20 protein-coding genes are annotated in these 16,341 nt (G+C 59.3%); 5 read left to right on the forward strand and 15 right to left on the reverse strand.

The features are described from left to right. Positions 1-28 precede the first annotated feature (28 nt). From IMX17_RS19510 to IMX17_RS19520, 3 genes are read right to left on the reverse strand one after another with little or no spacing between them, the layout of a single operon-like run. Positions 29-325 carry a DUF4312 family protein gene (locus tag IMX17_RS19510; protein WP_004937003.1) on the reverse strand — a complete coding sequence of 99 codons (297 nt, stop codon included), beginning with the start codon at positions 323-325 and terminating at the stop codon, positions 29-31. Further along, positions 325-690: a glycine-rich SFCGS family protein gene (locus IMX17_RS19515; protein ID WP_004937000.1), complete on the reverse strand. Its 366-nt coding sequence runs from the start codon at positions 688-690 to the stop codon at positions 325-327. Before IMX17_RS19515 ends, IMX17_RS19510 begins: the two co-directional genes overlap by 1 nt. A 36-nt stretch (positions 691-726) precedes the next feature. Beyond that, on the reverse strand, positions 727-1,053 hold the full coding sequence (locus tag IMX17_RS19520; protein WP_089192640.1) for a glycine dehydrogenase: 327 nt from the start codon (positions 1,051-1,053) through the stop codon (positions 727-729). Between the two features lie 444 nt (positions 1,054-1,497). Here IMX17_RS19520 and rnk point away from each other — a divergent pair, with 444 nt between their 5' ends. Beyond that, positions 1,498-1,908, forward strand: a complete 411-nt coding sequence (gene rnk, locus IMX17_RS19525; RefSeq protein ID WP_004936993.1) for a nucleoside diphosphate kinase regulator — start codon at positions 1,498-1,500, stop codon at positions 1,906-1,908. Positions 1,909-1,945: 37 nt separating this feature from the next. Here the strand turns inward: rnk and IMX17_RS19530 are convergent, their stop codons facing one another. The 3 genes from IMX17_RS19530 to IMX17_RS19540 are packed head-to-tail and all read right to left on the reverse strand — an operon-like array spanning position 1,946 to position 5,059. Beyond that, positions 1,946-2,734, reverse strand: a complete 789-nt coding sequence (locus IMX17_RS19530) for a sulfite exporter TauE/SafE family protein (RefSeq protein WP_046897234.1) — start codon at positions 2,732-2,734, stop codon at positions 1,946-1,948. After that, complete coding sequence (locus IMX17_RS19535; protein ID WP_182265465.1) at positions 2,727-3,608, reverse strand: formyltransferase family protein; 882 nt, start codon at positions 3,606-3,608, stop codon at positions 2,727-2,729. The genes IMX17_RS19530 and IMX17_RS19535 overlap by 8 nt, the downstream gene beginning before the upstream one ends. Continuing rightward, on the reverse strand, positions 3,605-5,059 hold the full coding sequence (locus tag IMX17_RS19540) for an FAD/NAD(P)-binding protein (protein ID WP_182265466.1): 1,455 nt from the start codon (positions 5,057-5,059) through the stop codon (positions 3,605-3,607). Before IMX17_RS19540 ends, IMX17_RS19535 begins: the two co-directional genes overlap by 4 nt. Positions 5,060-5,341: 282 nt before the next feature. On the opposite strand from IMX17_RS19540, the gene IMX17_RS19545 reads away from it, so the two are divergent. Continuing rightward, positions 5,342-6,124, forward strand: a complete 783-nt coding sequence (locus IMX17_RS19545) for a helix-turn-helix domain-containing protein (protein ID WP_033644472.1) — start codon at positions 5,342-5,344, stop codon at positions 6,122-6,124. A gap of 4 nt (positions 6,125-6,128) precedes the next feature. Here IMX17_RS19545 and cybC read toward each other — a convergent pair whose 3' ends face one another. Then, on the reverse strand, positions 6,129-6,515 hold the full coding sequence (gene cybC, locus IMX17_RS19550) for a cytochrome b562 (protein WP_046897231.1): 387 nt from the start codon (positions 6,513-6,515) through the stop codon (positions 6,129-6,131). Between the two features lie 138 nt (positions 6,516-6,653). After that, the gene (gene pmbA / locus IMX17_RS19555) at positions 6,654-7,994 is read right to left on the reverse strand and encodes a metalloprotease PmbA (protein WP_046897230.1); all 1,341 of its coding nucleotides are present in this window, start codon (positions 7,992-7,994) and stop codon (positions 6,654-6,656) included. A gap of 179 nt (positions 7,995-8,173) precedes the next feature. On the opposite strand from pmbA, the gene yjgA reads away from it, so the two are divergent. Beyond that, positions 8,174-8,722 (forward strand): ribosome biogenesis factor YjgA, encoded by a 549-nt coding sequence (gene yjgA / locus IMX17_RS19560; protein ID WP_019453156.1) that lies wholly within the window; start codon positions 8,174-8,176, stop codon positions 8,720-8,722. A gap of 30 nt (positions 8,723-8,752) precedes the next feature. Here yjgA and IMX17_RS19565 read toward each other — a convergent pair whose 3' ends face one another. The 5 genes from IMX17_RS19565 to aaeX form a co-directional block, all read right to left on the reverse strand. After that, positions 8,753-9,052 carry a barstar family protein gene (locus IMX17_RS19565; RefSeq protein WP_033644909.1) on the reverse strand — a complete coding sequence of 100 codons (300 nt, stop codon included), beginning with the start codon at positions 9,050-9,052 and terminating at the stop codon, positions 8,753-8,755. Between the two features lie 5 nt (positions 9,053-9,057). Further along, positions 9,058-9,525, reverse strand: a complete 468-nt coding sequence (locus tag IMX17_RS19570) for a ribonuclease (RefSeq protein WP_182265468.1) — start codon at positions 9,523-9,525, stop codon at positions 9,058-9,060. Positions 9,526-9,804: 279 nt separating this feature from the next. Then, a complete protein-coding gene (gene aaeB / locus IMX17_RS19575; RefSeq protein WP_033644464.1) occupies positions 9,805-11,772 on the reverse strand; it encodes a p-hydroxybenzoic acid efflux pump subunit AaeB in 1,968 nt (655 codons plus the stop codon). Next, positions 11,772-12,707: a p-hydroxybenzoic acid efflux pump subunit AaeA gene (aaeA, locus tag IMX17_RS19580; protein WP_033644462.1), complete on the reverse strand. Its 936-nt coding sequence runs from the start codon at positions 12,705-12,707 to the stop codon at positions 11,772-11,774. The genes aaeB and aaeA overlap by 1 nt, the downstream gene beginning before the upstream one ends. 7 nt (positions 12,708-12,714) lie before the next feature. Continuing rightward, positions 12,715-12,918: a p-hydroxybenzoic acid efflux pump operon protein AaeX gene (gene aaeX / locus IMX17_RS19585; RefSeq protein ID WP_004936952.1), complete on the reverse strand. Its 204-nt coding sequence runs from the start codon at positions 12,916-12,918 to the stop codon at positions 12,715-12,717. A 314-nt stretch (positions 12,919-13,232) separates the two neighbouring features. Between aaeX and aaeR the strand changes: the two genes are divergently transcribed. Then, positions 13,233-14,144 (forward strand): HTH-type transcriptional activator AaeR, encoded by a 912-nt coding sequence (gene aaeR / locus IMX17_RS19590; RefSeq protein WP_004936950.1) that lies wholly within the window; start codon positions 13,233-13,235, stop codon positions 14,142-14,144. Here the strand turns inward: aaeR and IMX17_RS19595 are convergent. Both IMX17_RS19595 and IMX17_RS19600 read right to left on the reverse strand, forming a co-directional pair. Then, complete coding sequence (locus tag IMX17_RS19595; protein ID WP_182265469.1) at positions 14,135-14,479, reverse strand: hypothetical protein; 345 nt, start codon at positions 14,477-14,479, stop codon at positions 14,135-14,137. The two genes, aaeR and IMX17_RS19595, sit on opposite strands and share 10 nt — an antisense overlap. Beyond that, positions 14,476-14,751, reverse strand: coding sequence for a zinc ribbon domain-containing protein (locus IMX17_RS19600; RefSeq protein WP_182265470.1), 276 nt, complete (start codon positions 14,749-14,751; stop codon positions 14,476-14,478). The genes IMX17_RS19595 and IMX17_RS19600 overlap by 4 nt, the downstream gene beginning before the upstream one ends. A gap of 207 nt (positions 14,752-14,958) precedes the next feature. Here IMX17_RS19600 and IMX17_RS19605 point away from each other — a divergent pair, with 207 nt between their 5' ends. Further along, the gene (locus IMX17_RS19605) at positions 14,959-15,900 is read left to right on the forward strand and encodes a nucleoside hydrolase (RefSeq protein WP_046897226.1); all 942 of its coding nucleotides are present in this window, start codon (positions 14,959-14,961) and stop codon (positions 15,898-15,900) included. Positions 15,901-16,341: the final 441 nt, after the last annotated feature.

Genomic DNA, 16,341 nt, shown 5'->3' on the forward strand with positions numbered 1-16,341 from the left:
GTATACCCTTTCATTTATGCTAACGTTTTTATTTCGTGACGAAGACAACCTTCTCGGTATTGATAATGGTTACGTTCACGGTTATTTCCAGAGAAACGGCATAGCTCTTTCTTTCACGCGGCAAAAAGAAGAAAAGAAATTTCTCTTTTGTTATTTTCTCTTCCGCTTTCACCACGCTGACGTCCTGCGGCTCTATGCGCAGCAGAATATTGTTGGTGGACTTTAATACCGCGCCCTGCACATTAGCCAAGGCGGAAGCAAAAGCTTTCGCTTTGCTGTCGCCTTTACCCTCCACCTTTACCGATGTGGTATATTGCTCTTTCATTATGGGTTGCCATGTTTTTTGACGTAGGCTTCCACCAGTTTCTGGCCCAGCTCTTCTTTATCCATAAAGCCGAAACCCAGCACGTTGCAGCCTTCATTAATTGCCGTCACGCCCTCTTCCACCGAACGCATGCCGTATTTGGCTTTGTAGCCGTATTTGGTTTGTGCGGTAATCGCGCCGGCGCCGCCGCTGCCGCAAAAAGAGATGCCCAGCTGCGCGTTTTCCGCTTTCATGACGTCGCCCAGCTTCATATCCGCCGCCACGCCGGGAATAACCACCGCTTTTCCGCCTGCGTTTTCAACACCTTGTCCGACTTTTTGCCCTTTACCTAAACGATCGCCGATCACTACGGTAATTTGACCCATGGTATATTCTCCTGATTGAAATCGATGCGTTAACCGCTATGCGTTATTATCTTTCGCCACTTCGAAGTGCACTGAAAGCAAATAGGCTTCTTCGATAGGCAATGTGCCAAACTGATCCACCACGCGCTCCGCCATTTGCATGGACTCGGCGGAAATTTCGTCGAACAGTGATTTATCCACCTCCGGCAACGGTTCACCGGTTATTGAGCGCAGCACCATGGCGCGAATATGCGATTCCAGCATCTGTTGCTGCACCGCATTGGTATAAATATTCTCAGCATTCAGCATCGCGGTAATATCCGCCAGCACCCGAGCGGTGATCTCACCGGCTTCGCTGATATCGGATTGTTCAATTTCTTTTATCGAAGCAGATCCATCATTCACTTTTCAGTACCCCTAGATCCCACATTAATCAGTAAGCCGTAAAGCGCATCACCTGAATAACCCGCTTTCTGTGATGTCTTTACCCTACCCCCGGTAAGATTTTCTGTGGAGACCGGTTTTTTCCAGTTCGAAGTGGAAATCGAATGACGCGTGGAGATCCATTTCGCAAAACGGCGCTACGGCGAAAAAGTAAATGAGATAACAATTACATAACCCGGCTAACGGTTTTTTTTGCCTCGATTGACGATAAAAGCCTTCGTGATCGGGATCTCTTTCTTTTCTCGCCCCAACCGCCTACTATCAATGGGACAAATCGACATTACCCACACCCCCGCTCCTCTGGCGCGGGGGTGTTGCTTTGTGTTGTTTTTCCGAATTTATGGGTGCACAGACTGGCGCCCTTTGATTTGACTGGAGAGTGGAATGACCAAACCCATCATTACTATTAATGAGCTGGATGCGGAACGCCTGGATGCGCTATTGGAACAACCGGCCTTTGCCAACACCGACGTCGCCGCCGCGCTGAACGACGAGTTGGATCGCGCGGAAATCCTGCCGCCGGAGAAAATGCCGGCCAACGTGGTGACCATGAACAGCCGCGTGCGTTTTCGCGATCTGCACACCGATGAAGAGCACGTGCGCACGCTGGTCTACCCGGCCTCGCTGAAAGACAGCCACGATCAGCTGTCGGTGATGGCGCCGCTGGGCGCAGCGCTGCTCGGCATGCACGTCGGCAAGCAGATCTCCTGGCAATTGCCGAACGGTGAAGAAGCGCGGATTGAAGTGCTGGAATTGCTGTACCAGCCGGAAGCGGCGGGCGAATACCACCGTTAAGCGGTTCTCAGGGCGGCATCCGGCCGCCCTTTCTGTTTCAGAGGCAGATAGCGATCAGCACGGCGATCAGCAGCAGCACGTAGATTTTGGCATGCAGCGCATCGCTCACCTTCGGCAAACAGCGCCTGGCAAACACGATCCCCGCAATCCCCGCCACCACCAGCAGCCCCAGAATGTTCAGATTGACGTAGCCCAGATACTGCGGCCCGCTCATCTCGCGCCACCCCAACACGATATACATCAGCGCCCCGATCACCGCCACCGGGATCGACAGCGGGTTGGCGGCGCTGACGCAATACTTCATGTCATAGCCATGGCGGCGCAGCAGCGGCACGGTCATCACGCTGCCGCCCACCCCCAGCAGCGTAGCGATGCCGCCGATCAGCGGCCCACCGCCCCACAGCGTGGCGGGGGACAGTTCAGCGCGCGCCGGTTTGGTCAGGAACCCCCGGCGGAACAGACAGTCGGCGATGGTCACCGCCATATAGACCACGAACAGCACGCGGATCACGCCGTCCGCCAGCAGCGAGGAGGCAAACGCGCCCAGTGCCGCGCCGATGCCGATAAAAAAGATCAGCGGCACGATGGTTTCCCGCAGCAGGTTGCCGCTGCGCCAGTTGGTCAGGGTGGCGTACCCCGCGTTGAGGATCATCACCGCCGTCGAGGTCGCCACCGCAATATGCATCGCCTGGCCGGGCTGCTCGCCTGAGGCGGAGATCAAATGGTAAACGAAAGGCACCACCACAAAGCCGCCGCCGAAGCCGAACAGAATGGTGGTGATGCCGGTCAGAAAACCGGCACCCAGCACGATTAACATTTCAATCATGGCCGTGCGCCCGCACGAAGTCGTCGAACCCGGCGCAAAACTGCCCCGCCAGCGGGTGGAAACGATCGCCGACGAACAGCCCCAGATACTGCTCACGCACGGCGTCATGATCCACCAGCTCAATGCCCGCCTGTTCCGCCTGCGCCAGCGTCTGCGCATCCGGGAAGCCCCAATAGCGCGAATCGCCCTGCTTTTCCGCCGCTATCGCTTCGCTCCGTTCCGCCCGCATAAGCTGGCGCGCCAGGAAGGTGCCGCTCTGCACGCCCAGCAACATCATGTTTTCCAGGAACGACAGGTCGTGGCGCAGCTCGGCGGGCAGGCGGGCGAGCACCGGGCCGGCATCCCAATGTTCGTCCATTTCATGCAGCGTCACCGCACAGTCCTTGTCACCGTTCATCATCGCGCGGAACAGCGTCATCACCCCGCGATAGCGCGGCAAGTCGCCCGGATGCAGGTTCCACAGCAGCTTGCCGCGCCGGCTGAAGGCGCGCACATAGTCGGCGGAAAATTTCTGATAACAGCGCAAAGAAATCACCCCGTCCATATGACCCAGGCTGCTGATAAACGCGGTGTCATTGATGTCGAGAACGCGATGCGCTTTGACCCCGGCGGCGGCCAGGAACAGGGCCGGCGGCTGATAGGCGCCCTCACAGGCGGCGGCGTTGCGGCCAACGAACGGGAACACGAAATCGTTCAGCACCTCGCGCTCATACAGCCCCAGGCGGCGAACCGCCGGCTCCTGGGCGCGGCCGCCGCTTTTCGCCAGGGGGAAATATACCGTAAAAGCACACTCGCCTTTCAGGGCGGCGATCAGATCCTGACACACCAGCCAGGAGAAAATGTCGTTGCCGACAAAGAGCGCTACGTTTTTCATGCTTCAGCCTTCTTTGCGTTGAAAATAGGGTTGTTAAACACGATTTTGCTGATATCTCGCGTGATGGATTCCATCGCCGAGGTGTAAAAAAGGTCGCCCTTGGCGGGCGCGCCAAGCGAGTAGAGATGCTGCTCGCGGCCGCGGCGATCGGCGATTTTCAGCGTGTGCGGGTTGCACTTCACGCCGCCGAACAGGTTCTCCTGCACCACCCCGTCTTGCAGCAGTTGATGGCTCAGGCGGTTGGGCGGCAGTTGATAAGAAGGCGTGGTGCAGTTGAACAGATACTGCGCATGCACCCGCGTCTCATGGCAACGAAGGATAAATCCGTCCGCCCCCTTGCTGATATCCGTCAGGCCGCCGCAGGCGCGCAGGCGTTGGCTCTCCAACGCCGCCACGATCTTGTAGGCGTTCTTGATCGGCATGGCGTGCCGATTGCGCATCCAGGAGGAGTTGTAAAAGCGCATGAAGATCTGCCGGTTGTTGGCATCCATTTTGACCCAGGCGGCGCACACCGTCGGATGGATCGCCGCCAGGTAGCTGCAGATGTGCTCCCGGGCAAAGCGCGCCCGGTCGAGGCTGTCCGCCAGATCGCGGTAGCAATCGCGCCTTTCCCCCAGCGCCGAGAGCACCGTCAATCGTTCCGGCCCCGGATAGTGACGCGCCAGCGCGGCGTTGATCGCATGCACCAACTGATGCGCATCAATAAAATCGTTACCGGCGACAAAGCGCCGCAGCCCCTCAACAAACGCCTCCGGCGGCGGACGCATCAACGCCGGTTGCACGCTGGGGAACAGGCCCGAACGCGACAGGGCGCAGATATCGGTGGCCCCCAGGCGCTCCATCAGTTCAACGATGGCGTCGATCGCCGTCAGGCTGCAGCCGATCACGCCGATGGTTGAGTAAGGGTTGATCGGCGGCAGATCCCGGTGGGCCTGATAAGCGATCACCCCGTCCACCGGATAGAGACATTCCGGCGGGTTATGCCCCGAACACAACACCAGCGCGTTCATCTGTTCGGCGGAGCCGCAGGCGGTGGTCAGCCGATAGCCTGCCTCGTGCGGCGCAATGGCATTCACTTCGGCGGTCACGAAATTCAGCGCCACGTTGCTGTCCGCCGCCATATACATCGTCATGTCGCGAATAAAATCGAGATATTCCCGATACAGCCAACGCGGCGGATAACGATCCTGGCAAAACTGCGGGAAATGCATGGCGATCCAATCGACGAAGTGCGCGTCATCGAAAATATCCGCCGACATATTTTCTGGCGTCATATTTAAGATATGGCTGTCAAAATCGCTGCTGTATGCCATACCGCCCTTGAAGCCCTGCTTGTCGAACACCGTCAGGGAAAGCGGCCTTTTGCAATGATTAACCGACTTATTTTTTATAAAGTTATACGCAAAAGAGATGCCGGCGGCTCCGCCGCCAATCACACCGAACTTATACATGAAATATCACCTTATAGTCATTGAACTGCGCTAAGAACTATTGCTTCAGGTGTTGGAATAAAATGACGATTTATTCCTTATTAACTTCTTGTATTGCGAGAACGAAAACCTTCTTCTCACCCCGGTGTGAAAACTTGCGCGGGCTTTATGGCCGATAAAATAACGGCGCCCCGGACAAGCGTTATTTTTCTGCCCCGATAGTAGGGCGACCGTCGCTGGCTTGCTTTATATGAAAGGCCAACTATCATTGCGTTTCGGCCAACCTGCCGCCAAAGGGGGCACATGCGCAACGTCCGCATTGATGACATCGACCACGTAGCGCGCGCGGTGATCGCCATCGGCACCGATTATCCGCCGGGGCATTTGCTGCCGATGCACAGCCATCGGCGCGCGCAGTTGTTGTACGGCGCCACCGGCGTCATGCACGTTTTCACGCAGCAAGGCAATTGGATCGTCCCGCCGCAGCACGCGGTGTGGCTGCCGCCGCAGATGCCGCACGCGGTGAGGATGGTCGGCGTCACTACCCGCAGTCTGTACCTCGAACCGGGCGCATTACCCGCCGAACAGCCTCAGGTTTGCCAGGTGGTTAGCGTCACCCCGCTGATGCGCCAACTGTTGATGGCGGCGGTGGACATGCCGCTGGAGTATGAGCGGGAGGGACGCGACGGGGCGCTGGCGACGTTGCTGCTGCACGAGCTGGCCCGGCTGCAACCCTTGCCGTTGCACATCCCGCTGCCCGCCGATCCTCGGCTGGGCGAGCTGTGCCGCGCCTTTTTGCAGCACCCCGACGCCCACGACTCCGCGCAGCAATGGGCCCCTCGTCTGTACATGAGTATTCGCACCTTCAGCCGCTTCTTTCGCGCGCAGACCGGCCTGCCTTTTTCGCAATGGCGTCAGCGCGCCTGCGTGGTGCTGGCGTTGGCGCTGCTGGCCGAAGGGCGCAGCGTGACGCAGGTGGCCATGGAGATGGGATATGACAGCAGCGCGGCGTTTTCAACCATGTTTCGCCGCGTGCTGGGGCAGGCGCCCTCCTCCTATCTGACGGAAGACGGGCGCGACGGTTGACGGGTTAGCGGAATTTCTTGTGGTTGGCGTCGCGGGTCTGCTTGAAGCCCTGCGCCAGCTGCTTGGCTTCGGCGACTTTGCCCTGATTGACCAGCGCCAGCGCCTGATCGATCTGGCCGATCAGGGTATCCAACCCGCTGCGGAAATCTTTCATCTCCGGGCTGTCGGCGGCTTTGCTCTCCAGTTTCGGCGGAGTACCCTGCTTGGCATCCTGCGCGGCGGCGCGCATGTTCTGCAGGCTCTGTTTGAGGGTGGCGGCGGAGTCGGTATTCAGCACCGTTTTGTAGTTTTCCGCCAGGGTGTCCATATCGTCGCCCAGATCGGCGGCGGCCGCCAGCGAACTGGCCGCCAGCAGCGTCAACGCCGCCAGCGCTTTCAGGGTATTCTGCATGTTTGCTCACCTTCCAGTTATTGTTTTAGTTAACCCACCGCTACCATAGGCAAGGCCGGGCAAAATCGAAACCGGAGATTTGTAAGCAAGGTTGAGACGGGATAACGCGCGGCCGGCGGACGCCGACCGCACAGAGGATCACTGCCCGGCGATCTTCATTTCCGGCAGCAGCACCGAACCGCACTGGATATTGCTGCGGGTTTCGATATCGCTGCCGACGCTGACGATGTTGCGCAGCATGTCTTTCAGGTTGCCGGCGATGGTGATCTCGCTGACCGGGTACTGGATCTCGCCATTTTCCACCCAAAAACCGGCGGCGCCGCGAGAATAATCGCCGGTGACGCCGCTGACGCCCTGGCCCATCAATTCGGTGACCACCAGGCCGGTGCCAAGCTGTTTCAGCATGCCGGCGAAGTCTGCGCCCTGCCCGGCAATGCGCCAGTTATGGATGCCGCCGGCATGGCCGGTGCTGTGCAGGCCCAGCTTGCGCGCCGAGTAGCTGGTCATCAGCCAGGTTTGCAGCACGCCATCCTTGACGATATCGCGCCGTTGGGTGCGCACGCCCTCGCTGTCGAACGGCGTTGACGCCAGCCCTTTCAGCAGATGGGGGTGTTCCTCGACGGTCAGCCACGACGGCAGGATCTGCTTGCCGAGCGCGTCCAGCAGGAAAGTGGATTTGCGGTAGACGCTGCTGCCGCTGATGGCCCCCACCAGATGGCCGAACAGCCCGGTGGCCACTTCTGAGGCGAACAGCACCGGCGCTTTCATGGTCGACAGTTTACGCGGCGCGAGACGCGCCAGCGTGCGGCGGGCGCACTCCTGCCCCACCCACTCGGGGCTGTGCAGATCGCCCATCGCACGGCCGATGGTGTAAGCGTAATCCCGCTCCATGTCGCCGTCCTGCTCCGCAATGACGCAGCTGGACAGCGAGTGACGGCTGGAACAGTAGCTTTGCAGCATGCCGTGGCTGTTGCCAAACACCTTGATGCCGTAGTGGCTGTTGAAGCTGCCGCCTTCGGTGTTGGTAATGCGTTTGTCCGCCGCCAGCGAAGCCTGCTCGGCGCGCGCCGCCAGCTCGATGCCGCGCTCGGCGTCCAGCTCGGTCGGGTGGAACAGATCGAGATCCGGCGCCTCAAACGCCAACAACTCTTTCTCCGCCGGGCCGGCGCAGGGATCTTCAGAGGTGTAACGCGCGATGTCCAGCGCCGCCTGTACGGTGCGGGCGATGGCGTCCGGGCTGAGATCGGTGGAAGAGGCGCTGCCTTTACGCTGACGGTGATACACGGTAATGCCCAGCGCGCCATCGCTGTTGAACTCGACGTTTTCCACCTCGCCGAAGCGGGTGCTGACGCTGATGCCGGTCGATTTGGTGACCGCGACTTCCGCCGCGTCGGAACCGGCGCGGGCCAGCTCCAGAGCCTGAGAAACGGCCTGTTCCAGCGCCTTGCGCTGTTCTGCAACTTGAGTGACTACTTTCATCAATCTGCCATAATTAATCAGAAAATCGTTGAGAAAAGTGCCGGAGCGGCGTAGTTGTGCGCGCGGGGCGGCGCGCAAAAATCCTGAGATCTCTGCCGTTGAGTCTAACAGGAACCGCGTTGAATTTCGCATAAAGCCGGCAACCTGTTAGGATTAGCCTCTTTTTAACGGAGCCTACCATGAACAAACAGCCTGAAGACTGGCTCGACGATGTCCCGGAGAATGAAAACGAGGACGATGACGAGATTATCTGGGTCAGTAAAAGTGAAATTAAACGTGATGCCGAAGCGCTGAAAGACCTGGGGGCCGAAATGGTCGATCTGGGCAAAAACGCGCTGGATCGCATTCCGTTGGACGAAGATTTGCGCGCCGCCATCGAGCTGGCGCAGAAGATCAAGAAAGAAGGCCGTCGCCGTCAGCTGCAGCTGATCGGCAAGATGCTGCGCGCCCGCGATATCGAGCCGATCCAGACCGCGCTCGACAAGCTGAAAAACCGCCACAACCAGCAGGTTTCGCTGTTCCATAAGCTGGAAGCGCTGCGCGACCGCCTGGTGGAAGAAGGCGATGACGCTATCCCGTCGATCCTGGATCTGTATCCGGCCGCCGATCGTCAACAGCTGCGTTCACTGGTGCGCAACGCGCAGAAAGAGAAGGCCGCCAACAAGCCGCCTAAGGCTTACCGCCAGATCTTCCAATACCTGCGCGAGCTGGCCGAAGCGGCTGACTAAGCGCCGCCGTCATCCCGGGATGAACCCGTTTCATCCCCGGTGATGCGCCGGTTCGCCGCTGCTTTCGCGGATATTGAAACGCAGGCTGCCTTCCAGCTCTTCTTCCGCTTCTTCAAACAGCAGAATGATCGCGCCAAAACGACGCTTGCTGCGGGCATTGAGGTGGGTGAACTCGATTTCCACCGGCAGACCGATATCGCCGGTCACCACGTCCCACAGCGCGTCGAGGTTGGCGCCAAACCCCTCGTCCAGCGCAAACTTATGCGCGAAATCGCGGTAGAATGCCGGCACATCCTGGATCTGCTCAAAATCAAACTCTACTTTTGCCATCAAACTCACTCCACACGAATGAAGTTTTTGTAATGGTCACGCGAGACGAAGATCAGACCGTCGCTCGAATACAGCAGGCGATCGGCGCCGCGCCGGCCACACTGGTAATTGATGTCCGCTTCGCGCCAGACCCGGCCGCCGGCGCTCGGCAGTTGCCCTTCACGGTTAGAAAATCGATCGCCGCCAATCGCCTTGCCCGGCAATACCGAACAGAGGTTACCTGAACGCGGGTCCCAGCCCTGCTCGCGCGCCTGCTTCTTGGTGATGTAATAATCCGGCAGCCGCTGATGCTGCTGCAGGTAACTCACCACCGTTTGCTGCTGCGTGAGCCGATCGATGCTCTGTTGCTGCCCCGCCGGCGCTTGCACCGCCGCCGCATTGCCGCCGCTCGCACGGTGCTCGTTGCCGCGCAACGCGCTGAAGACGGCGATGACCACGGCGATGACAATCGCCAACAGAATCCGCTTGTTCATGACATTCCCTGAAATTATGCCGCCGGAAGCGCCGCAGCTCCCCCAGGCTAGTTAGGTATATAGTCGAGCTGGATGACACTAAGATGACCGACACCTTGCGTTTTCGCGGCGGTGAGGGTTTCATCCATTCATGTCAATGATGCCACTTTCCAGCCGTTCTGGCACTCGGAGTCTCTCTGAAAACGAGCCGCCTGCTCTGAGACGGCCCGCCGAACAACGACTGCTTACAGTATAGTCAGGGAAGGCGCCGCACAGCGCGGCGCAACAGGAGGGAACGCATCAATCGATCAAGGCGTGGCGATAGCGGTGCAGCATGTCGGCCAGGCGTTTCACCGGCCCGGTGACGCTGAGCGGCGCCTGATTGTCGACCAGCTTCTGCTGGTACTCGTTCATTTCGCCCAGCAAGCGATCGTAGTAATAGGCGCGCTTGACGTCGTTCTTGGCGGAGACCACCCGATCGGCGGTGCTGCGGATCTGGCGGTGGAAGGCCGACAGCTCTTCGCTGGCCGGAATTTCCGCTCGCTGCATGCGCTGGTGGGCGATGATCAGGTTCAGCGCCAAACGATACTTGGCGATGTCGTTCGGGAACATCATCAGCAGCTGATTAAGCTGCTGATACAGCGCGGGCAGGTGGTTTTGCCGACGGCGCGCCGCCTTGGTGGTCAGCGCCGACACCGCGCTGCTGACGAACTGGTTGAGCAACGTGCGGCCGGTGCGTTCGCGCGAATTATCGCGGATCAGCAGCAGCACCATCAGCCCAACGCAGCTGCCGAGGAACTGGCCCAGCGCCCCGTCGAGAAACTGGGTCACGTTGAACTCCATCGGGTTGCTCAGCACCAGAATGTTGATGGTCCCCGCCAACAACCCCAGCGAACCGAGCCGCCGCTTCTGCACCTCGATGCCGATGAAAAACGCCAGCAGGCCGAGGCTGAGGCACAACAGCAGAATGCTCTGCTGGGTCGCCGGCAGGATCACCATGAAGAACAGAGAACCGACCGGGATTGCCGCCAGCATGCCCAGCACGAAATCCATCGCCACCATGCGCGGCGCCGGGGTGCGCATCGCCAGCGAGGTGATCACCGCGATGATCACCATAAAACCGCTGCCGGACGTCCAGCCGGTCCACAGCCACAGCAGGCAGCCGAAGGCCGTCGCCACAAAGGTGCGCAGGCCGTTGATCATCGCGTGATGCCCTTCCGCCGAGGTCGGCTTGACCACGGTTTCGTTGCTCAATACGCCCTCTTCCACCGCGCTGATGCTGCAGTTGGTGTGCACGCCTTTCGACAGCAGCAGGTAGCGCGTCGCCGCGCCGACCCAGCCGGTGATGGTCGGCAGCGTTTCCTCGGAGCGATGCGTGGTCAGCACCTGACGCAACAGCTTCATGCGTTTGTGGATCTCCTGCGGGGTCTCCGCCGGCACCATCAGCTGTTCCCGCAAACTTTCTTTCAGCGCCTGCGGGTGATTCAACAAGATCAGATAGGTTTCACAGGCCTGGGTGATCAGCGTCAGCGACAGGGTATGCAGCGCTTTCACCCGCCGGTTGACCTTCTGCCAGCGCGAGGATTCCATCATCAGGTTGTTGCGCATGCCGTCCAGCGCCGTGGTGCTCTTCACCAGATTGCTCCAGGCGCGGTCGATGTCCTCTTTGTCGGCATGGCTGATGCACATCTGCATCAGGCGGTATTGATCCACCAGCAGCTTATCCACCGCCCGATCGATGTCCTGCTTGATCGAACGCGGCGAAAACAGCAGATCGGCCAACACGGCGCTGACGATCCCCAGCACGATCTCGCTGCAACGCTCGATGGCGAACTGCGGCGCTTCCAGCAGGTGGGCCTCGCTGGTGGCGACCGTCACGATGATGATCAGCGCGGTATAGCCGGCCAGCCCCCAGGCGTAGGAGTTCTCCACCTTGATAAGCGAAGAAAGCCAGGTGCAGAAACCGGCCCACATGCAGCACAGCATCAGCATCACTACCGGCGCGCGGGCGGTGGTGATGATGATGAGCAGGCCGACGAAGCAGCCGATAAAGGTGCCGATGATGCGCAGCCAGCCGCGATGACGAATGGCGCCGGAGAAGGGTTCACCGCCGGCGGCAAAGGCCGGGCCGGCGGCGACGATGGCGGCGGTCATCGCCGACCAGCGCGGGGTTTCCAGATTGAGATGGAAGCCGACGAACAGCGCAAACACAATCGCGAAGCTGAGTTTGAAGGCAAATCTCAGCCGGATAAAGGTTGGGCTGCTCATTAGCCGAACTCACGCAGCCGGTGCATCAGGCGCACAAAAGGCGAGCCGCTGTCGGCATTGCGATCGTTCTTGCCGACGATCACCACGGTGGCGGTGGTGCCGGCCGGGTACGGATGCTGTTGGTCCTTGGCGTCCAGCAGGATCTTCACCGGCACGCGCTGCGCCAGACGCACCCACTCCAGGTTGCTGTCGATCGAGGCCAACCCTTTGTTGTTCACCGTGCTGCTGCTGTTGTTCACCGCCGCCGCCACGCTGTCGACGGTGCCATGCATGATGCGGTTGCTGCCGAGCGGGGTAATCTCCGCGCGATCGCCCTTATTCAGGCCGTTAAGCTTGGTCTCTTCCAGGTACGCCAGGATGTAGAAGGAATCTTTCTTCACCAGCGCCACCGCAACCGACCCGCGGGTGATGTATTCACCGGCGTGTACGTTGAGGTTGGTGATCCAGCCATCGGCCGGGGCGCGCACCGTGGTGCGCTCCAGATCCAACTGCGCCAGCTCGCGAGCCGCAATGGCCTTCGCCAACTGGTGCTGCACGGTCTGCAGCGAGTTGTTCGACTGGTCAATCTCTTCCTGCGACATCGCCTGCACGCCTAATTTCACGCGGCGGCCGGCCTCACGCCGTTTTTCCGCCGCCAGCGTCTGATAGTAGGCGACGTCGGCGCCGGCTTCCGCCAAGGCCTGCTCATAACGCGGCCGATCGACCACGAACAGCACCTGGCCTTTCTTGACCAGTTGGTTGTCCACCACCGGCACGTCGGTCAGCAGGCCGCTGACGTCCGGCGCGATCGCCACCACGTCGGCGGTGAACTTGGCGTCACGCGTCCACGGCGACTCGGTGTAGAACACCCAGGCCTTGAATACCGCGGCAATGCCCAGCAGCACAAGAATCAAAGTGATCGCGATTCGGGTTATTTTTATCGAAAAATTTTTCACAGCGACCTCAAACAAAAAGACACGAAATCAGATAAAACAAGCAGCAATACAGCGCGGTATTAAACAGCGCCGGATGCCAGACAAAATCGTAAATCCCCGTCGGCTGCAGCAGGCGGCGCAAGAGAAAAAACAGCGCCAGCGACACCAGCAGCTCGAAAAACACCGGCGGAAACGACAGTCCGAAGATGACCATAACCGGAAGCAAACTCATCACTTTTTCCTTATTGTTCACTGCGCCGGGGAAAGACAGGTCTCGCCATTCACATTCTCTTTACATTTTAGCGTGCGCGCGCCACAAATCTTGACCAGGCAGCTTGTCCAGGTCACGAACCCGAAAAAAGGTTAAACTTTGGGGCAGACATCCACGACAGGGATTGCGAGGGTGCCGGAGGAGCGGCAGGATGACGTCGCCGCTCGCTCTCGCACGTTGGTGAGGTCTATTCACCCGACCACGTTATATTAGCCTGCTTACTATCAAGGCATCAACAATCTGTGATCTAAATCACTTTTAAGCCAGAGTGAATAATGGAAAGATTAAAACGCATGTCGGTATTCGCCAAAGTGGTTGAGTTCGGGTCGTTTACCGCGGCCGCGCGCCAACTCGACATGAGCGTTTCATCGATCAGCCAAACCGTCTCGAAACTGGAAAATGAGCTGCAGGTCAAGCTGTTGAACCGCAGCACGCGCAGCATCGGCCTGACCGAGGCCGGCAAGATTTACTATCAGGGCTGCCGACGCATGCTGCAGGAAGTCAGCGAAGTGCATGAGCAGCTGTACGCGTTTAACAATACGCCCGCCGGCACGCTGCGCATCGGCAGCTCGTCCACCATGGCGCAAAACGTGCTGGCGAACATGACCGCCGAGATGATGAAAGAGTATCCGGGCCTGACGGTCAACCTGGTGACCGGCATACCGGCGCCGGATCTGATCACCGACGGTCTGGATCTGGTGATCCGCACCGGCGCGCTGCAAGACTCGAGTCTGTTCTCGCGCCGCCTGGGGCAGATGCCGATGGTGGTGTGCGCCGCCAAAAGCTACCTGAGCCAGCACGGCACGCCGCAGAAGCCGAGCGACATGGTCAACTTTTCCTGGCTGGAGTACAGCGTGCGGCCCGACAGCGAATTCGAACTGATGTCGCCGGAAGGCATCACCACGCGCATTTCCCCGCAGGGGCGCTTCGTCACCAACGACTCCTCCACCATGATCCGTTGGCTGAAAAACGGCGCCGGCATCGCCTACGCCCCGCTGATGTGGGTGATCGAAGAAATCAAACGCGGCGAGATCGAGATCCTGTTCAAAAGCTACCATTCGGATCCGCGGCCAATCTACGCGCTCTATACCGAGAAGGACAAACTGCCGCTGAAGGTGCAGGTGTGCATCAACTATTTAACCGACTATTTCGAACGCGTAGCGGCGGTCTATCAGGGCTATCGCTGAGCAGCGCTTAAATAGCGGCGCGCCAGCGCGGCCAGCAGCATCAGTGCCAACATGCCGATGCCCCACAGCAGCCAGACGGCGTAGCCCGCCCAGACCAGCAGCAGAGGAAAATAGCTCGCCAGCCCGCTGCCCAGCTGTTTCAGCCACGGCAGCCAGGCGTCCAACACCGTCTGCGGCACCAGGCTCAGCGCACCGTTCACCGGCAACGTTGCGTTCCCGGCCGCCTCTGCCAACGCCGGCAGCCAGGTCAGCAGGCCGGATACGCCCCAGGCCAGCAACGTCCACAGCGCCATGGCGCCGAGCAGCAGCGCGACCGTCCAGCCGCCCCGATTCACGGCACACCGCCGCCGCACTGCGGACAAAAGCGGCTGCCCGGCGGCAACGGCGCGGCGCACTGTGCGCAGGTAGCGCTCACCGCGGCAAACGGCTGACCGCAGCGATGGCAATAGCGCGCGCCCGGCTTATTCACAGCCCGGCATTCCGGGCACTGCAGCCCCTGCTCGCCATGCTGGCTATAGCGGTTGCCATGGTGGCCACCGCCGTGGCCCGCGCGCCGATGACCGCCGTTAATACCGCCTTGCCCCAACAACCTTTTCAGTAAGCTCATCTCGCCTCTCCTCTGTGCATTCACGCTGAAGCTCACTGTAAACCCTGGAGTAAACTCCAGGGTAAAGCCCGGCGATGAGGATTTACGTTTCATTACATCGTAACAATGGCAAGGCTTTGATGCCGTTAACAAAAGCATCATCGGCATTATCCCACGCCGCTGCGCTGCGTTATGCTGCGAGCACCTCTCCCTGCATCAGGAATAACCATGAAAAAAATCATACTGGACTGTGACCCGGGGCATGACGACGCCATCGCCCTGCTGCTGGCCTGGGGCAATCCGCAGATCGACCTGCTGGCGGTCACCACCGTGGTAGGTAACCAAACGCTGGACAAAGTGACGCGCAACGCCCTGGCGGTGGCGCGCATCGCCAACATCACCGGCGTGCCCTTCGCCGCCGGCTGCCCGCGTCCGCTGGTGCGCGATATCGAAGTGGCGCCCGACATTCACGGCGACTCCGGCCTCGATGGCCCGGTGCTGCCGGAACCCCACCTGCAGCTGGACTCGCGCCACGCAGTTGACCTGATCATTGAGACCGTGATGGCCCACCCGCCCGGCAGCGTGACGCTGGTGCCGACCGGCGGCCTGACCAATATCGCCATGGCGGTGCGTAAAGAGCCGCGCATTGCCGAGCGGGTCAAGGAAGTGGTGCTGATGGGCGGCGGCTATCATGTGGGCAACTGGAGCGCGGTGGCGGAGTTCAATATCAAAATCGATCCCGAGGCGGCGCACATCGTGTTCAATGAAAAATGGCCGCTGACCATGGTCGGGCTGGATCTCACCCACCAGGCGCTGGCCACGCCGGCAGTCTGCGAACGCATCGCCACCCTCGGCACCCGGCCGGCCACCTTCGTCGGCGAACTACTGGCATTCTTTGGCCATATGTATCAGCAGGCGCAGGGCTTCAGCGCCCCGCCGGTACACGATCCTTGCGCAGTGGCCTATGTGATCGATCCGAGCGTCATGTCGGTGCGCAAAGCGCCGGTAAATATAGAGCTGACCGGCACCCTCACCTTAGGCATGACGGTCGCGGACTTCCGCGCGCCGCCGCCGCCGGATTGCCACACCCAGGTCGCGGTCAAACTGGATCAGGATAAATTCTGGCATCTGGTGGTGGATGCGCTGGAGCGGATCGGCGACGTGGAGTAAGCGCACAAGAGACGAGATTAACGCGCTTGGGCAGGCGCGTTAGTCCGTATTCTGCCGCGGCAACGGGAGGCTCAAGCCATACCCTCTTTTATTTCCAATGCAGCAGAACAATCCTAATAATTAATCATTTCATAAAGATTAAAAAAACAGACAAAGAAAAGAAAAATCTTAATAAAAATAAAACCATCAAAATCACTTTAAATTTAAAAATCAGCAATGAGAAACGATGAAATAAATCTCCACCGTCACGCCGCCACTGACGGCATCAATTAAACAAGCAGATACCGCTTTTATTGTTCACATTGCCTGCCACTATGGGCCACTACCGGGATACCCCACGATATCCACGCATGCAGGAATCACAATCAACCAATTGATTTTAATTAATAAAAAAAAGGATGTGATTACAAATTGACTGAATCACAATAGATTTGAGAAAAT

Origin of the sequence: Serratia sp. X3 (assembly GCF_014982455.1) — a bacterium.
Taxonomy (GTDB): domain Bacteria; phylum Pseudomonadota; class Gammaproteobacteria; order Enterobacterales; family Enterobacteriaceae; genus Serratia; species Serratia ureilytica.